This is a genomic window from Geodermatophilus sp. SYSU D01045 (genome assembly GCF_054050295.1).
In genome coordinates this window covers 59,452-73,761 of the sequence record NZ_JBJGZB010000009.1, presented here as the reverse complement: position 1 = coordinate 73,761, position 14,310 = coordinate 59,452, and the positions used below count along the sequence as shown (strand labels likewise).

Below are 14,310 nucleotides of genomic sequence, written 5' to 3'. Positions count from 1 at the left end.
GCCGGCCCGGCCGGCGCGGCCCCTGCCGGGTGCACCCCTCCCGGCGTCGCACCCACGTCCGGTCTCCCCCCGCCGCACGGAGCGGAGCACCTCCGTCGAGCGTCCTGGCCGCGGCCGATCACCCGTAGAGGCCAAGGTCCCCGGGGCCGGCACGCCACGAGGCGGCGAGGACGGTCGATCCGGGCACCGGTCCGCCGGAGATCCCGGACGGCGGTGTCGAGAACGCGGGCGCGGCTCCGTCCCCGGGGTGCGAGCGGCCAGGATGGGCCGCACCGGCACCGAGGAGAGACCACGATGGCCAAGTACCTGCTGCTCAAGCACTACCGCGGAGCCCCGGCGGCGGTGAACGACGTCCCGATGGAGAAGTGGACGCCGGAGGAGATCTCGGCCCACGTGCAGTACATGGAGGACTTCGCGGCCCGGCTGGAGGGCACCGGCGAGTTCGTCGACGGCCAGGCGCTCTCCCCCGAGGGGATGTGGGTCCGGTACGACGGCGAGGGGCGCCCGCCCGTCACCGACGGCCCGTTCGCCGAGACCAAGGACCTCATCGCCGGCTGGATGGTGATCGACGTCGACAGCCGGGAGCGCGCCGTCGAGCTCGCCGGGGAGCTGTCGGCCGCTCCCGGGGCGGGCGGGGAGCCGATCCACGAGTGGCTCGAGGTGCGCCCCTTCCTGGGCGCGCACCCCACCATCGAGGGATGACCCCCCCGCTGGACGAGGTGCTGCTCCGCAGCCTCACGCCCGGCGTGCTCGGCGTCCTCGTCCGCCGCGGAGCCGACTTCGCGGCGGCCGAGGACGCCGTCCAGGACGCGCTGGTCGAGGCGGTCCGCACCTGGCCGGCCGACCCGCCGCGGGACCCGAAGGGCTGGCTGGTCACCGTGGCCTGGCGCCGGTTCCTCGACGCGACCCGCGCCGACACCGCCCGCCGCCGGCGGGAGGACGTCGTCGACGAGGAGCCCGCGCCCGGGCCCGTGCCCGGTGTGGACGACACGCTGCACCTCTACTTCCTGTGCGCCCACCCGTCGCTGACGCCGTCGTCCGCGGTCGCGCTCACGCTGCGGGCCGTCGGCGGGCTGACCACCCGGCAGATCGCGCGGGCCTACCTGGTGCCCGAGGCGACGATGGCGCAGCGCATCAGCCGGGCCAAGCGCACCGTCTCCGGTGTGCGGTTCGACCGGCCGGGCGACGTCGCGACCGTGCTGCGCGTCCTCTACCTGGTCTTCAACGAGGGCTACTCCGGTGACGTCGACCTCGCCGCCGAGGCCGTCCGGCTCACCCGGCAGCTCGCTGCCGTGATCGACCACCCCGAGGTGGCCGGGCTGCTCGCCCTGATGCTGCTGCACTCGGCCCGGCGCGCCGCCCGGACCGCGCCCGACGGCAGCCTGGTGCCGCTCGCGGAGCAGGACCGGAGCCGGTGGGACACCGGACTGATCGCCGAGGGCGTGGCGGTCCTGCAGGCGGCCCTCGCCCGCGACCGGCTGGGGGAGTACCAGGCCCAGGCCGCCATCGCGGCGCTGCACGCGGACGCACCCACCGCCGCGGAGACCGACTGGGTGCAGATCGTCGAGTGGTACGACGAGCTCGTGCGCCTGACCGACAGCCCCGTCGTCCGGCTCAACCGGGCGGTGGCCGTCGGCGAGGCCGACGGACCGCGCGCGGGCCTCGCGGAGCTGGCGGCGGTGGACGGCTCGCTGCCCCGCCACGCCGCGGTCGCGGCGTACCTGCACGAGCGCGACGGCGACCTCGCGACGGCGGCCCGGCTCTACGCCGAGGCGGCCGCGAAGGCCCCCGACCTCGCCGAGCGCGACCACCTGGTGCGCCAGGCCGCCCGGCTCAACGCCGGCCTGTCCGGCTGACGGAGACCAGGGGCGGAGCGCAGGACGGGGCCCGCCGGCCGGGCGGCGCGTCTCCCGGCCGCCGGTCCCTCGTCCGCCGGGGACGACCGCCCCCGGTGCCGCCGGCTCAGCCGTGCGGTTCCCGTGCGGCGGCCACCGCGGCCCCGAGCACGGCTCCGGTGCCGATGCAGCCGGCGAGGAAGCGCGCCGCGTCCCGGTGCCACCCCGTGATCCGGAAGTCGCTCCTGCGAGGGGTCGTCCGCACTGCTGCGTCCATGGCCGACACGGTCCCGCTGCGGTGGTCGTGCCGGACTCATCCCGGAGGGATGGGGGACCGGATCGTCCGGATGCCGGGTCGGACTCCGTCACCGTGGTGGCTCCTCCTGCGGGAGCGGCCCTCCGGGCCCGGACAGCTCCCCGGCCTGCCGGTGCACCGAGGACGGGTCGGGCAGCCGGTCGGCCACGCGGTGCACCACGGCCTCGGCTCCGTGCTGTCCCTCCCCGAGGCGCTGGTGGGTGTCCGCGACCTGGTCCCGCAGCCGTGCCCGCCGGTCCCGGGGGCGCTGCGTCAGCTCCTCGGTCTCGGCTGGCGCACCGCCTCGGCTCCACCTCGGTCCGCCCCGAGTTCGGCGTCACCTCCTGGGAGCTCGACCCGCACCCGGTGTGGGAGGGGCGGTGCTGCGGTCGCTGGACCTCGCCGCCGACCTCGCCGCCGACCTCGACGTCGTCATCTGCCCGGAGATCCACGCCCCGACGCCGCTCCGGCACCCGGTCAGCCAGGGCTACGTCGACCTGATCGAGCGCACCGGCAGCAAGCACTCCAAGCTGCTGGTCGACACCGGCATCCTCGACACCGCGCCGGTCCTCGAGCTCTCCGAGGAGGTCGAGGTGGAGGAGGGCGAGGAGGTCCCGGCGCACCTGCGGCCGCTGGCCGTGCCGATGGCCGACCTGGTCGAGGTGCGCCGCCAGCACGCCCTGCTGTGCACCCTGCACGCGGGCGGGTAGGCGACGGTCGACCGACCCGCGGGAGCGTCCGGCGCATCCCCGTCGGAAGGAGGAGGCTGGCACCGTGCCCCTGCCGAAGCCGCCCCTGAGCGGCCGCCTCCTGGTGATCGCCGGGCTGCCGGTCGTCGGCGCCGTCGCCGTGGTCTGGCTGGTCCGCTACGTCGTCGAGCGGACGGCCAGGAGGCGGCGCGCCCGCCGCTGACGGCGCGCCGCACCCCGGAGGAGCCGGCGACCGTCAGCCGCCGGTCGCCCTCGACCCCGGGTCGAGCACCGCCCGTCGCCGGTCACCGGGCGGGTGGGCGGCCACGGGCTGGCAGCATGTGGCGGTGCGCGCCCTGGTGGTCGACTCGGTCCGAGCCCTGCCCCGTGTCCAGGAGGTGGCCGAGCCCACCGCCCCTCCCGGCGGGGTGGTGGTGCGCGTGACGGCCACGGGCGTGTGCCGCAGCGACTGGCACGCCTGGGCGGGACACGACGAGGTCGCGTTCCCGCACGTGCCGGGGCACGAGCTCGCCGGGGTGGTGGTCGACGCCGGTGCGGAGGTCGCCCGCTGGCGGGCCGGCGACCGGGTGACCGTCCCGTTCGTCTGCGGCTGCGGGCGCTGCGAGTGGTGCCGGGCGGGGGAGGCCCAGGTCTGCCCCGACCAGCAGCAGCCGGGCTTCACCCACTGGGGGTCCTTCGCCGAGTACGTCGCCCTGCACGCCGCCGACACCAACCTGGTGCGCGTCCCCGACGGGGTCGACTCCGCCGCCGCGGCCGCGCTGGGGTGCCGGTTCGCCACCGCGTACCGCGCCCTGGTCGGCCGCGCGCGGGTCGGCGAGGGGGAGTGGGTCACCGTGGTGGGGGCGGGCGGCGTGGGGCTGAGCACGGTCATGATCGCCCGCTCGCTCGGGGCCCGGGTGGTGGCGGTGGACCGCACCCCCGAGGCCCTCGCCGCGGCCGCCGGACTGGGCGCGGAGCACACGGTGCACGCCGACGGCCGCGACGTCCCGGCGGTCGTCCGGGACCTGACCGGCGGCGGCAGCCACGTGGCCGTCGACGCGGTGGGCAGCGAGCAGACCTGCGCCGACTCGATCCTGAGCCTGCGCCGGCGGGGGCGGCACGTGCAGGTCGGCCTGCTGCCGCCGGTCGGTGGTCACCCGCGGGTCCCGATGGCCCGGGTGATCGGCTGGGAGCTGGACCTGCTGGGCAGTCACGGCATGGCCGCGGCCGACTACCCCGCCATGATGGCGCTCGTCGAGCGGGGCTCGCTGCAGCCGCAGCGGCTGGTCGAACGCACCATCGGCCTCGACGAGGCGGCGGCCCTGCTGCCCGTGTTCGACCGGACGACGGTCGCCGGCATCACCGTGGTCGACCCCACCCGCTGATCGCCCCGCGGAGTCGGACCCTCGAGCGTCCCTCGACGGTCCCGGCTCCGGGACCGTCGACGCCACCGGCTCGCCGTGCCACCGTGGTCGGCAGGTGCGGTGCACCGTGCGGCGCGCCCGGGAGGACGGAGAGGGCCGTGGCGGACGTCAAGATCGAGCAGGAGCTGACACTCAGCCGCCCGGAGGTCGCCCGCCTCCTCCGGTCGCTCGCGGAGGGGCTGGAGTCCGACGACGGCGAGGTCGCCGTCCGGCTGGGGAACAGCACCGTCGAGCTGTCGGTGGGGGACCGGCTCCGCTGCGAGCTGGAGGTGGAGGTCGACGGCGACGAGATCGAGTTGGAGCTCGAGCTCACGTGGCCGACCTCGCGCGGTGCGGCCGCCGGACCGCGGCAGGAGCAGGCGGAGGAGGAGCCGCCGGACGACGAGGCGGTGGTCACGGCGGACGGCGCGACGGAGCCGGCGGCCCCTGCGCCGCGGAGCGCGCCGGACACCCGGACGCGGCCGGAGAAGCGCCGCCCGTCGCCGGCCTGACGCACGTCGTCCGCGCCGCCCGCGCGGACACCGGGCGGCGCGGCGGACGGTCAGGGCCGGCGGCTGATCCGCCGGCCCTGCGCGGCGTGGCGCCGGATGCGCCGGGCGACCGTGCGGTAGGTGGCGGCGCGGTCGGCCCGGCCACGCTCCGCCGCCTCGGCGGTCAGGCGGTCGAAGGTGGTGGCGACCCGGGTGTCGGTGTCGGCCAGGAGCCGGCCGAGGTCGCGGGCCCGCCGGGTGGCCTGCGCCACCCGCTCGGGCGGCAGCAGCACCGGCGGCGGCGGGGAGCCGAGCCACGCCCAGACGGTCTTCCGGTCGCCGCCGACGTACCAGCCGTGCGCGGCCGAGAGCCGGGCCACCATCGGCAGGCCCATGCCGCCGGCGGCCGCGTCCCGGCCGACCGCCGGGACCGGCGGGCGGTCGCGGGCGGCGTCGGACACCTCGACCAGCCAGCCGCCGTCGGCGGTCACGGCCACGGTCACCGGCGGCCGCCCGTGCCGGAGGCCGTTGGACACCAGCTCCTCCACCGCGAGCTGCAGCCGCTCCCCGGTGGCCTCGGGCAGCCCGTCCGCGGCGAGCGCCCCGCGCAGCTGCACCCGCATCCGCGTCAGCTCGGCGGCACTGCGCAGCTGCCCGCGCCACACCGTGGCGGCGCGGCGACTCGGAGCGGGCGGCGAGCGGCGCGCCCACGTCGACCCGTCCATGCGTCCCGTCCCCGGGCGTCGGGCCGTGCCCGGCACTCTCCCGCGTCGCCGGACCGGCCGGACCCGTGCTGTTCCGGCTCCGTGCGGGTCCCGGGTACCCAGGGCGTGCGCCGCCCACGCACGGGGAGGGCGGGGAGTCAGCGGGCCGCCGGGACCGGCACCTCGTCCCGTGCCGGGCGGGACGGGCGCCGGCGGTCGGCCGCCCAGCAGCCGGCCGCCACGAGCGCGAGCCCGGCGACCACGGACCAGGGCCGGGCGACGACGGCCTCCTCCGCCCCGGCCAGCGGGTCCGCGAGCAGGCCGAGGCGGTCCAGCGCCCAGCCGGTGGCGGCGGCCGGCGCGACCGCCGCGCCGGTCAGGCGCTGCGCCGGGTACCAGCGGGTCCGGGACACCGCCTACAGCGACGGGAAGACCAGCGCCACGGTGAGCAGCTGGGCCAGCTCGACGCCTCCGTTGAAGGCCAGCAGCGCGCGCACCGACGTCGCGCCGTCGACACCGAGGCCGGTGAGGGTGCCGGCGAACGCCAGCCCGTGCACCAGCCCGAGACCGCAGGCGACCAGCACCTCCCCGCGGCGGGCCAGCGGCCGGACCGCGCAGGGGGCGCGGGGACGCCCGCGGCCCCTGCCCGTGGAACTCCGCGGGCCGGCGGGCAGTTGCCCGTGTGACGGCGCCGTGCCCGCCCCACCCGGTGCCGTCGCCGCCCGCGACCGGCGGGCGGGTGCGGGGCGCCGATCGCGAGGAGGACCGGGCCGGTGGCCGAGGTGTGCGAGTCCGTGACCATCGACGGAGGGGTGCTCGTCGGGCACGACGGGTCCGCCGGCGCCCAGGAGGCGCTGGTGTGGGCGGCCGGCCTGGCCGGGCGGACCGGGCTCCCGCTGCACGTGCTCCGGGCGTGGAGCCTGACCACCGCGCCGCGGCCGTCGACCTGGGCACCGGGCTACGTGCCGCCGCTCGAGGACTCCGAGCGGGCCGTGCGCGACGACCTGGAGCGCTGCGTCGCCGCGGCCGGCCTCGACCCGGCGGTGCCGGTGCGCACGCACACGGTGCACGGCCCGGTGGCCCGGGCCCTCGTGCAGGCGGCCGGGGGCGCGGACCTGCTCGTCGTCGGCGCCCGCGGCGGCGGCGGGTTCGCCGGGCTGCTGGTCGGGTCGACCAGCGACCAGGTGGTCCACCACGCGCCGTGCCCGGTGACGGTGGTCCGCACCGGCACCGGCCGTCCGTCCGCCTGGGCCGCCGCGCCCGGGGAGGTCACCGCCTGACGCCGCGCCCGGAGCCCGGCCGCGGTCAGGCGCGGGGCATCCGGGAGCGGCCGGCGTCCGGGGCGGCCCCGGTCCGCAGCAGCGGCAGGGTCCGCCGCGCCACCAGCTCCGACAGCGCCACGACGCTGGTCGAGCGGACCACGGACGGCGACCGGTTGAGGTCGACCAGCACCTGCTGCAGCGCCTCGTGCGACGCCGCGCCCACCCGGCAGAGCACGTCGCCGCTGCCCGTCGTCGCGTGCGCCTCCAGCACGCCGGGGATGGCCTCGAGGTCGGCGCGGACCGCCTCGATGGCGCCCTGCGCGATCTCCAGCGTCACGAAGGCCTGGACGCCGAACCCGGCCGCCGCGACGTCGACGTCCGGGCCGTAGCCGGTGACGACGCCGGACTGCTCGAGGCGCGCGACGCGGGCGGTGACCGTCGCCCGGGCGACCCCGAGCAGGCGGGACAGCTCCAGCGCGCCCGCGCGCGGGTGCGCGCGCAGCGCCTCCAGCACCGCGACGTCCAGCGCGTCGAGGGTCATGCGTCCTCCCGGGTGCGAGCTGTGCAGTCTGCCCAGTCGACGGGCCGGTCCGCTGGGCCAGCGGTGCAGCCGGACCAGCAGATGCGGTCAGGGTTGCACAGACCGGCTCCGCGCAGTGGGCTTCCCCCACGTCCCCGCGCACAGGAGGCCCCCGTGTCGATCGAGCAGACCCTCAACGACGAGGAACGCCTGGCCGGGCTCGACCTGCGGCAGCTGGAGCAGCTGGTCGGCCTGGTGCAGTACGACGAGTCGGCCGACCCGTTCCCGGTCTCGGGCTGGGACGCGCTGGTGTGGGTCGTCGGCAACGCGGTGCAGACGGCGCACTTCTTCCAGTCCGCCTTCGGCATGGAGCTGGTCGCCTACTCCGGCCCCGAGACCGGCAACCGCGACCACCGCGCCTACGTGCTGCGCTCCGGCGCCGCCCGCTTCGTCGTCACCGGCGCCTACGACCCGGCCAGCCCGCGCGCCGACCACCACCGCGCGCACGGCGACGGCATCGTCGACATCGCCCTCGCCGTGCCCGACGTCGACCGGTGCGTCGCCCACGCCCGCGCCCAGGGCGCCACCGTCGTCGCCGAGCCGCACGACCTCACCGACGAGCACGGCACCGTCCGGCTGGCCACGATCGCCGCCTACGGCGACACCGTGCACACCCTCGTCGACCGCTCCCGCTACACCGGCCCCTACCTGCCCGGCTACGTCGCCCGGACGTCGTCCCACCAGCCGCGGCCGGGGCGCCCGGGACGGCTGTTCCAGGCCGTCGACCACGTCGTCGGCAACGTCGAGCTCGGCGCCATGGACCGCTGGGTCGACTTCTACAACCGGGTCATGGGCTTCACCAACATGGCCGAGTTCATCGGCGACGACATCGCCACCGACTACTCCGCGCTGATGAGCAAGGTCGTCGCCAACGGCAACCACCGGGTCAAGTTCCCGCTCAACGAGCCGGCGGCGGGGAAGAAGAAGTCCCAGATCGACGAGTTCCTCGAGTTCTACCGCGGCCCCGGCGCCCAGCACGTGGCGCTGGCGACCGGCGACGTCGTCGCCACCGTCGACGCCCTGCGCGCCGAGGGCGTCGACTTCCTCGCGACGCCGGACTCCTACTACGAGGACCCCGAGCTGCGCGCCCGCATCGGCGAGGTGCGCGTGCCGATCGAGGAGCTGCAGGCCCGCGGGATCCTGGTCGACCGCGACGAGGACGGCTACCTGCTGCAGATCTTCACCACGCCCACCGGCGACCGGCCGACGGTGTTCTTCGAGCTGATCGAGCGGCACGGCTCGCTCGGCTTCGGCAAGGGCAACTTCAAGGCACTGTTCGAGGCCATCGAGCGCGAGCAGGAGAAGCGCGGCAACTTCTGATCGTCGAGCGGCAGGAACGGCCGTTCCTGCCACTGGGGAGGTGCGTGACGGTGGCGTACTACCGGCGGGTGGGCGAGGTCCCGCCCAAGCGGCACACGCAGTTCCGGCGTCCCGACGGCGGCCTGTACGCCGAGGAGCTGATGGGGGAGGAGGGCTTCTCCAGCGACTCCTCCCTGCTCTACCACCGGGGCCTGCCCTCGGCGCTGGTCGACGCCCGCCCGTGGGAGCTGCCCGACCAGACCCTGACGCCGAACGCGCCGCTGGTGCCCCGGCACCTGAAGCTGCACGACCTGTTCCCCGGGGAGGAGCACAAGGCCACCGACCCGGTCACCGGCCGGCGGCTGGTGCTCGGCAACGCCGACGTCCGCATCTGCTACGCGGTGTCGTCGCTGCCGTCGCCGTACTACCGCAACGCGGTCGGCGACGAGTGCGTCTTCGTGGAGCGCGGGACGGCGACCGTCGAGACGGTGTTCGGCGTCCTGGAGGTGGGCCGGGGCGACTACGTGGTGGTCCCGCGGGCCACCACCCACCGCTGGGTCCCCACCGGTGACGAGCCGCTGCGCACCTACGCGATCGAGGCCAACAGCCACATCGCGCCGCCGAAGCGCTACCTCTCGCGGTACGGGCAGTTCCTCGAGCACGCGCCCTACTGCGAGCGCGACCTCCGCGGGCCGGCCGAGCCGCTGCTGGCCGAGGGCACCGACGTCGAGGTGTACGTCAAGCACCGCGGCCCCGGGCCCGGCGGGCTGGCCGGCACCGTCCACGTGACGCCGGAGCACCCCTTCGACGTCGTCGGCTGGGACGGCTGCCTCTACCCCTACGCCTTCGACGTGGCGGACTTCGAGCCGATCACCGGCCGGGTGCACCAGCCGCCGCCGGTGCACCAGGTGTTCGAGGGCGCGAACTTCGTGATCTGCAACTTCGTGCCGCGGAAGGTCGACTACCACCCGCTGGCCGTGCCGGTGCCCTACTACCACTCCAACGTCGACAGCGACGAGGTCATGTTCTACGTCGACGGCGACTACGAGGCCCGCAGGGGCTCCGGGATCGGCCGGGGCTCGATCAGCCTGCACCCCGGCGGGCACAGCCACGGCCCGCAGCCCGGCGCGGTCGAGCGGTCGCTGGGCGCGGAGCGCTTCGACGAGCTGGCGGTCATGGTCGACACCTTCCGCCCGCTCGAGCTCGGCGAGGCCGGCACCGCCTCCGACGACGGCCGCTACGCCTGGAGCTGGTCGGGCCGGGGACCGTCCACCTGACCCGACGGGGACAGCCCCTCCCGCTCCCGGTCACGGAGGTCGAGGCACTCGGCGCGCTCCTCCGCGAGGACGAGCACGGAGGCCGTGTCCGGCTCGCGGGCGGCGGCGACGGCCGCGGCCAGCGTGGCCCGCAGCGCGACGTCGCGCCGCGGCCCGGGCAGCCCCCGCAGCGCGTCGACCGACGCCTCGAGGCGGTGGCGCCCGGGTCCGTGCCGGTACAGCGGGTCCAGCCGCCGGGCGAGGCCGGCCCGCAGCCCGGTGCCGGTGACGCGGGCGTACCTCCGCTCGGCGCGGGCGAGGTGCCGGGCCAGGACGGCCCCGTCCTCCGCCGCGGCGCCCGCGGCCTGCACGGCGGCGCGGACGACGGCCGCCGTCCGCCGGGCGTCCCGGAGGGGACCCGTGGCGACCAGGACCGGGGCGAAGGCGGCCAGCAGCGGCCGGCCGTCGTCGGTCGAGGCGTCGTTCACCAGCCGGGCCAGCGCGGCCACGGTGGGGTCCGTGCAGCGGGGGTGGTCGTCGAAGGTGGCCCCGGCGAGGACGGACACGTACTCCATCAGGCAGGCACCCAGCTCCGGCACCGCGTGGGACCCCGCCCGCAGCCGGGGCAGCCCGTCGGGGACGGCGGGACGGTCGGTCGTCTTCATGGTCCACCACCCGGTGAGGTCGACGGACGGCGACGGTGCGCGCCCAGTGTCGCGCGCCTCGCCGCCGTTGTGGGCGTGCCGGCACGCGGAGCCTGCTCCGACGCGCCGGCCCGCACGTCGCCCGGACCGGATGAGTCCGGCCCCGCCCGTGGCGGTCCCGGCGTCAGGCCACCGGGGGCAGGTCGGTGACCTCGACGGTGAGCTCGCCGCCGCCCTCGTGCCGCGCGGTCAGCCGGCCGGCCCGGCGCAGCATCCCCAGGGAGGCGCGGTTGTACGCGGCCACGGTCGTGCGCAGCCGGACGACGTCGCGAGGCCGGCGGGCGAGCACGGCGTCCAGCAGTGCCCGGCCCACCCCGCGGCCCTGCCAGGCGTCGAGCACGGTGACCGCGACGTCGGCGGTCCCCGGCTCACCGGGCCAGCGCACCAGGCGCGCCACGCCGACCGGGCGGGCGCCGCCCTCCGCCGGGAACGCCGTGAGGACGACGGCGACGTGGTCGACGCCGTCCACGCCGTCGACCAGGAGCTCCAGGAGGGAGTCGGACAGCTCGGGGAGGTCGGTGAGGAAGCGGGCGCGGCGCGACTCGGGCGAGAGCTCGGCGTAGCCGGCCCGCAGGGCCTCGGCATCGGTGTCCAGCAGCGGCCAGACCAGGGCCGGCGTGCCGTCGGCGAGGACGGCCTCCGACAGCGGGCCAGCCGCGCCGGGCGCCCGCTCGGTGGTCGCGCTCGGGGTGCTCATGCCAGGGACAACGCCCGGCGGGCGCGCACGCGTCCGGGATGTGCGCGGGAGCACGTCGTTGCCACGGGGCGCCGCGGCCCTCACCCTCGCTGCATGACGCGCACGGGGACCTCCACCGGCACCGTGGTCCGCTGGGACGAGCAGGCGCGCGGCGCCGTCATCGAGGTGCCCGGCCTGCCCGGCGACTGCTGGGCCGACGCCGCCGCCGTCGAGCCGGCCGGGGAGTCGCTGCGCGCCGGGCAGGTGGTCAGCGTCGACTGGGCCGAGGAGCCGGCGCACGGGCGGCCGTTCCGCGCGGTGCGCGTCCGGCGGCGGGAGGACCTGCAGGCCACCCCCGGCGCCTGAGCCCGGACCCGGCGCGCGACCGGCCCCGGGAGCACGACGGGCGCCGGACCGACGTCAGGAGGAGAGCGTGGAGCAGCGGACCGGAGCACGCCCACCCCTCGGGACGGCGACGGGCGCCGCGGTCCTCGTCCTCCTCGCGACCGCGTGCAGCACGGGGCAGGACGCGGAGACCGCGCAGGAGACGCCGGACACCCCGGGCGTCGACGGCTCGGTCGGGCAGGTCGCCCTGGACGACGTCTACCTCGACGCCGACGCGACGATCGCGCAGGGCGACTCGGTCGCCCTGCGCGGCGCGCTGACCAACGACGCGGACACCGACGACCGGCTGGTCTCGGTGAGCACGCCCTCGGCCGGGTCGGTCGCGCTGCTCGACGAGCAGGGCGGCAGCAGCCCCGACGGCATCGACCTGCCCGCCGACGGCTCGGTCGACGCGACGCAGGGCCAGGTGCGGATGCAGCTCGACGACGTGACCACCGACATCACCACCACGGACACGGTGCCGGTCACGTTCGCCTTCCGGAACGCCGGGCAGGTGCAGCTCGACGTGCCCGTCGGGTCCGCGGGGCAAGTAGGCCCGCGGGGGCGGCTGCCGTACGCCAGCGCCGCGGACGTGCTCTGACACACTCGCCGGACCGTCTCCCGAGCACCAGGAGGACCCGTGCGCGCCGCGCAGATCACCAGCCTCGACGGCCCCTCGGCCATCTCCGTCGCCGACGTCCCCGAGCCCGACGCGGACGGCAAGGTCGTGATCGACGTCCACGTCGCCGGCGTGACCTTCCCCGAGGTGCTGCTCAGCCGCGGCGAGTACCAGCTCAAGCCCCAGCCGCCGTTCGTGCCCGGCAGCGAGGTGGCCGGCGTCGTGCGCAGCGCGCCGGAGGGGAGCGGGCTCACCGCCGGCCGGCGGGTGGCCGCCTTCCCCGGCTTCGGCGGCTTCGCCGAGGTGGCCGCGGCCGACCCGGGCTTCGTCTTCCCGCTGCCCGACGCGGTCTCCTTCGAGCAGGGCGCCGCGCTGCCGATGAACTACCTGACCATGCACTTCGCGCTGCGCCGGCGTGGTCAGCTGCGCGAGGGCGAGACGGTGCTCGTGCACGGCGCCGCCGGCGGGCTCGGGACGGCGGGCGTCCAGCTCGCCAAGGCCTACGGCGCGCGGGTGCTCGCGGTGGTGTCCAGCGAGGCCAAGGGCGAGGTGGCCCGCGCCGCCGGGGCCGACGAGGTCGTGCTCGCCGACGGGTTCCGCGACCGGGTGAAGGAGCTCACCGGCGGCCGCGGCGTCGACCTCGTCGCCGACCCGGTCGGCGGCGACCGGTTCACCGACTCCCTGCGCAGCCTCGGCCGCGAGGGCCGGCTGCTGGTGCTCGGCTTCACCGGCGGCGAGATCCCCACCGTCAAGGTCAACCGGCTGCTGCTGAACAACGTGTCGGTCGTCGGCGTCGGCTGGGGCGCGTTCTGGGCGGGCGACCCCGGCTACGTGCAGGAGCAGTGGGCCGACCTGCTGCCGCTGCTCGAGCAGGGCCTCCTGCAGCCGGTGCTCGGCACGGTGCACGACCTCGCCGACGCCGCCGCCGCGGTCACCGAGCTCGACGAGCGCCGCGCCGCCGGCAAGGTCCTCCTGCGCGTGCGGGACTGACCCGGGCCGAAGGACCCCCTGCGCCCGGGCCGTCCGGGCGTGGGGGCGGCCGGACCGTCCCGCGAGGCTGGGACGGTCCGACCGCACCCCGCAGGAGGCAGCCATGACGGCGCTCCACCCCCCGTACACCGCCACCACCGACGTCCACGTCACCGGCCGCCGCGTCGTCGCCACGCTGATCGACGGCGTGGTCATCGGCGGCGCCTACACCCTGCTCGCCGCCGGCACCGACTCGATCGAGCAGGTGGGCCCCTGGGAGTGGGTGTCCGACGCCCCGCCGTGGGCCACCGCGCTGTACCTCCTCGTGGCCGCCGCCTACTTCGTCCTCATGGAGGGCGGGCTCGGGCAGACGCTGGGCAAGATGGCGACCGGTATCCGGGTCATCGACGAGCGGACCGGCGCCACGTCGCCGGGCTACGCCGCCGCGGCGATCCGCACCGTGCTCCGGCTGGTCGACGGCCTCCTCGGCTACCTGGTGGCCTTCGTCGTCGCCCTCTCCAACCCCCGTCGGCAGCGGCTCGGTGACATGGCCGCGCACACCCTCGTCGTCCGGACCTGACCGGGGCGGGGAGGACGCGGTGTCCGCCCGGACCCGGGCCGGGCGCCGTCCGGCCGACGCCGAGGCCGACGACTGGTCCCGGCGCCTGGCCGGGCTGGTGGGTGCGGCGCTGCTCGCGATCTCCGCGTCGGAGGCGGTGAACCTCGACCTGGTGCGGGAGCAGTACCCCAGCGTCAGCTACCTCGACGGATCGCTCGTGTTCGTCGCCGGCCTGTCCCTCGTGCGCGCGCACAACCGCTGGGTGGCCGGCTGGCCGGTCGTGCTCACGCTCACCGGGTGGTCGGCCCTGCTCGGCGGCCTGCTCCGGATGTTCGCGCCCCGTCCCGACCGGTCGGAGGCGGGTCCCGGCGCCCGCGCGGGCACGGCGGTCGCGTTCGGGGCCGGCGTCCTCCTCACGGTCGAGGCGTACGCGCTCCGGGCCGCCGGCTGACCGCTCCCGTCACCGGCGGGCACCCGGGTCTCCCGTCGGCGCCGGGTGGTGCCCGGAGCCGCGCCGCCGGCCGGTCCCACGTCGTGTACCAGGGCGGGCCGGACGGGCGCCGCCGGCCGAGCAGGAGCCCGGCC

Annotated in this window: 21 protein-coding genes; 14 read left to right on the top strand and 7 right to left on the bottom strand. The window is 77.1% G+C overall.

Going from position 1 to position 14,310, the window contains the following annotated elements; translation table 11 throughout:
- The first annotated feature begins 294 nt into the window (after positions 1–294).
- On the top strand, positions 295–702 hold the full coding sequence (locus tag ACI798_RS09350; RefSeq protein WP_456941055.1) for a YciI family protein: 408 nt from the start codon (positions 295–297) through the stop codon (positions 700–702).
- The gene (locus ACI798_RS09345; protein ID WP_457047774.1) at positions 699–1,856 is read left to right on the top strand and encodes an RNA polymerase sigma factor; all 1,158 of its coding nucleotides are present in this window, start codon (positions 699–701) and stop codon (positions 1,854–1,856) included. The genes ACI798_RS09350 and ACI798_RS09345 overlap by 4 nt, the downstream gene beginning before the upstream one ends.
- Before the next feature lie 106 nt (positions 1,857–1,962).
- Here ACI798_RS09345 and ACI798_RS09340 read toward each other — a convergent pair whose 3' ends face one another.
- Positions 1,963–2,112, bottom strand: a complete 150-nt coding sequence (locus tag ACI798_RS09340; protein ID WP_456941057.1) for a hypothetical protein — start codon at positions 2,110–2,112, stop codon at positions 1,963–1,965.
- 398 nt (positions 2,113–2,510) lie between these two features.
- On the opposite strand from ACI798_RS09340, the gene ACI798_RS09335 reads away from it, so the two are divergent.
- The 4 genes from ACI798_RS09335 to ACI798_RS09320 all read left to right on the top strand — a co-directional run bounded on the left by ACI798_RS09335 (position 2,511) and on the right by ACI798_RS09320 (position 4,734).
- The gene (locus tag ACI798_RS09335) at positions 2,511–2,840 is read left to right on the top strand and encodes a hypothetical protein (RefSeq protein WP_456941058.1); all 330 of its coding nucleotides are present in this window, start codon (positions 2,511–2,513) and stop codon (positions 2,838–2,840) included.
- Positions 2,841–2,904: 64 nt separating this feature from the next.
- A complete protein-coding gene (locus tag ACI798_RS09330) occupies positions 2,905–3,042 on the top strand; it encodes a hypothetical protein (RefSeq protein ID WP_456941059.1) in 138 nt (45 codons plus the stop codon).
- A 124-nt stretch (positions 3,043–3,166) separates the two neighbouring features.
- The gene (locus ACI798_RS09325; RefSeq protein WP_457047773.1) at positions 3,167–4,204 is read left to right on the top strand and encodes an alcohol dehydrogenase catalytic domain-containing protein; all 1,038 of its coding nucleotides are present in this window, start codon (positions 3,167–3,169) and stop codon (positions 4,202–4,204) included.
- A gap of 137 nt (positions 4,205–4,341) precedes the next feature.
- Complete coding sequence (locus tag ACI798_RS09320; protein ID WP_457047772.1) at positions 4,342–4,734, top strand: amphi-Trp domain-containing protein; 393 nt, start codon at positions 4,342–4,344, stop codon at positions 4,732–4,734.
- A gap of 50 nt (positions 4,735–4,784) precedes the next feature.
- Here ACI798_RS09320 and ACI798_RS09315 read toward each other — a convergent pair whose 3' ends face one another.
- The 3 genes from ACI798_RS09315 to ACI798_RS09305 form a co-directional block, all read right to left on the bottom strand.
- Positions 4,785–5,438: an ATP-binding protein gene (locus ACI798_RS09315; RefSeq protein ID WP_456941062.1), complete on the bottom strand. Its 654-nt coding sequence runs from the start codon at positions 5,436–5,438 to the stop codon at positions 4,785–4,787.
- A 137-nt stretch (positions 5,439–5,575) separates the two neighbouring features.
- Positions 5,576–5,830 (bottom strand): hypothetical protein, encoded by a 255-nt coding sequence (locus ACI798_RS09310; protein ID WP_457047771.1) that lies wholly within the window; start codon positions 5,828–5,830, stop codon positions 5,576–5,578.
- Positions 5,831–5,833: 3 nt separating this feature from the next.
- Entirely contained in the window at positions 5,834–6,001 is a 168-nt protein-coding gene (locus tag ACI798_RS09305) for a HupE/UreJ family protein (RefSeq protein WP_457047770.1), read from the bottom strand.
- 210 nt (positions 6,002–6,211) lie between these two features.
- Here ACI798_RS09305 and ACI798_RS09300 point away from each other — a divergent pair, with 210 nt between their 5' ends.
- Positions 6,212–6,697, top strand: coding sequence for a universal stress protein (locus tag ACI798_RS09300; RefSeq protein WP_456941065.1), 486 nt, complete (start codon positions 6,212–6,214; stop codon positions 6,695–6,697).
- A gap of 25 nt (positions 6,698–6,722) precedes the next feature.
- On the opposite strand, the gene ACI798_RS09295 is transcribed toward ACI798_RS09300, so the two are convergent.
- Complete coding sequence (locus ACI798_RS09295) at positions 6,723–7,220, bottom strand: Lrp/AsnC family transcriptional regulator (RefSeq protein ID WP_456941066.1); 498 nt, start codon at positions 7,218–7,220, stop codon at positions 6,723–6,725.
- A gap of 153 nt (positions 7,221–7,373) precedes the next feature.
- Here ACI798_RS09295 and hppD point away from each other — a divergent pair, with 153 nt between their 5' ends.
- Positions 7,374–8,579 (top strand): 4-hydroxyphenylpyruvate dioxygenase, encoded by a 1,206-nt coding sequence (gene hppD / locus ACI798_RS09290; protein ID WP_457047769.1) that lies wholly within the window; start codon positions 7,374–7,376, stop codon positions 8,577–8,579.
- Between the two features lie 50 nt (positions 8,580–8,629).
- Positions 8,630–9,835: a cupin domain-containing protein gene (locus ACI798_RS09285; protein WP_457047768.1), complete on the top strand. Its 1,206-nt coding sequence runs from the start codon at positions 8,630–8,632 to the stop codon at positions 9,833–9,835.
- On the opposite strand, the gene ACI798_RS09280 is transcribed toward ACI798_RS09285, so the two are convergent.
- The gene (locus ACI798_RS09280) at positions 9,796–10,479 is read right to left on the bottom strand and encodes a hypothetical protein (RefSeq protein ID WP_456941069.1); all 684 of its coding nucleotides are present in this window, start codon (positions 10,477–10,479) and stop codon (positions 9,796–9,798) included. The two genes, ACI798_RS09285 and ACI798_RS09280, sit on opposite strands and share 40 nt — an antisense overlap.
- Positions 10,480–10,642: 163 nt before the next feature.
- Complete coding sequence (locus ACI798_RS09275; RefSeq protein WP_456941070.1) at positions 10,643–11,215, bottom strand: N-acetyltransferase family protein; 573 nt, start codon at positions 11,213–11,215, stop codon at positions 10,643–10,645.
- Between the two features lie 93 nt (positions 11,216–11,308).
- Between ACI798_RS09275 and ACI798_RS09270 the strand changes: the two genes are divergently transcribed.
- From ACI798_RS09270 to ACI798_RS09250, 5 genes are all read left to right on the top strand, one after another.
- Positions 11,309–11,560 carry a hypothetical protein gene (locus ACI798_RS09270; protein ID WP_456941071.1) on the top strand — a complete coding sequence of 84 codons (252 nt, stop codon included), beginning with the start codon at positions 11,309–11,311 and terminating at the stop codon, positions 11,558–11,560.
- Positions 11,561–11,627: 67 nt separating this feature from the next.
- Complete coding sequence (locus ACI798_RS09265; RefSeq protein WP_457047767.1) at positions 11,628–12,179, top strand: copper chaperone PCu(A)C; 552 nt, start codon at positions 11,628–11,630, stop codon at positions 12,177–12,179.
- A gap of 39 nt (positions 12,180–12,218) precedes the next feature.
- Complete coding sequence (locus ACI798_RS09260) at positions 12,219–13,187, top strand: NADPH:quinone oxidoreductase family protein (RefSeq protein WP_456941073.1); 969 nt, start codon at positions 12,219–12,221, stop codon at positions 13,185–13,187.
- A 103-nt stretch (positions 13,188–13,290) separates the two neighbouring features.
- Positions 13,291–13,746 (top strand): RDD family protein, encoded by a 456-nt coding sequence (locus ACI798_RS09255; RefSeq protein ID WP_456941074.1) that lies wholly within the window; start codon positions 13,291–13,293, stop codon positions 13,744–13,746.
- A 19-nt stretch (positions 13,747–13,765) separates the two neighbouring features.
- Positions 13,766–14,176 carry a hypothetical protein gene (locus tag ACI798_RS09250; protein WP_457047766.1) on the top strand — a complete coding sequence of 137 codons (411 nt, stop codon included), beginning with the start codon at positions 13,766–13,768 and terminating at the stop codon, positions 14,174–14,176.
- Positions 14,177–14,310: the final 134 nt, after the last annotated feature.

Excerpts from the sequence above, each read along its gene's own strand:
- ACI798_RS09340 (WP_456941057.1), bottom strand. The coding sequence starts at position 2,112 with ATGGACGCAGCAGTGCGGACGACCCCTCGCAGGAGCGACTTCCGGATC.
- ACI798_RS09315 (WP_456941062.1), bottom strand. The coding sequence starts at position 5,438 with ATGGACGGGTCGACGTGGGCGCGCCGCTCGCCGCCCGCTCCGAGTCGC.
- ACI798_RS09295 (WP_456941066.1), bottom strand. The coding sequence starts at position 7,220 with ATGACCCTCGACGCGCTGGACGTCGCGGTGCTGGAGGCGCTGCGCGCG.
- ACI798_RS09280 (WP_456941069.1), bottom strand. The coding sequence starts at position 10,479 with ATGAAGACGACCGACCGTCCCGCCGTCCCCGACGGGCTGCCCCGGCTG.
- ACI798_RS09275 (WP_456941070.1), bottom strand. The coding sequence starts at position 11,215 with ATGAGCACCCCGAGCGCGACCACCGAGCGGGCGCCCGGCGCGGCTGGC.
- ACI798_RS09255 (WP_456941074.1), top strand. The coding sequence starts at position 13,291 with ATGACGGCGCTCCACCCCCCGTACACCGCCACCACCGACGTCCACGTC.
- ACI798_RS09350 (WP_456941055.1), top strand. The coding sequence starts at position 295 with ATGGCCAAGTACCTGCTGCTCAAGCACTACCGCGGAGCCCCGGCGGCG.
- ACI798_RS09345 (WP_457047774.1), top strand. The coding sequence starts at position 699 with ATGACCCCCCCGCTGGACGAGGTGCTGCTCCGCAGCCTCACGCCCGGC.
- ACI798_RS09270 (WP_456941071.1), top strand. The coding sequence starts at position 11,309 with ATGACGCGCACGGGGACCTCCACCGGCACCGTGGTCCGCTGGGACGAG.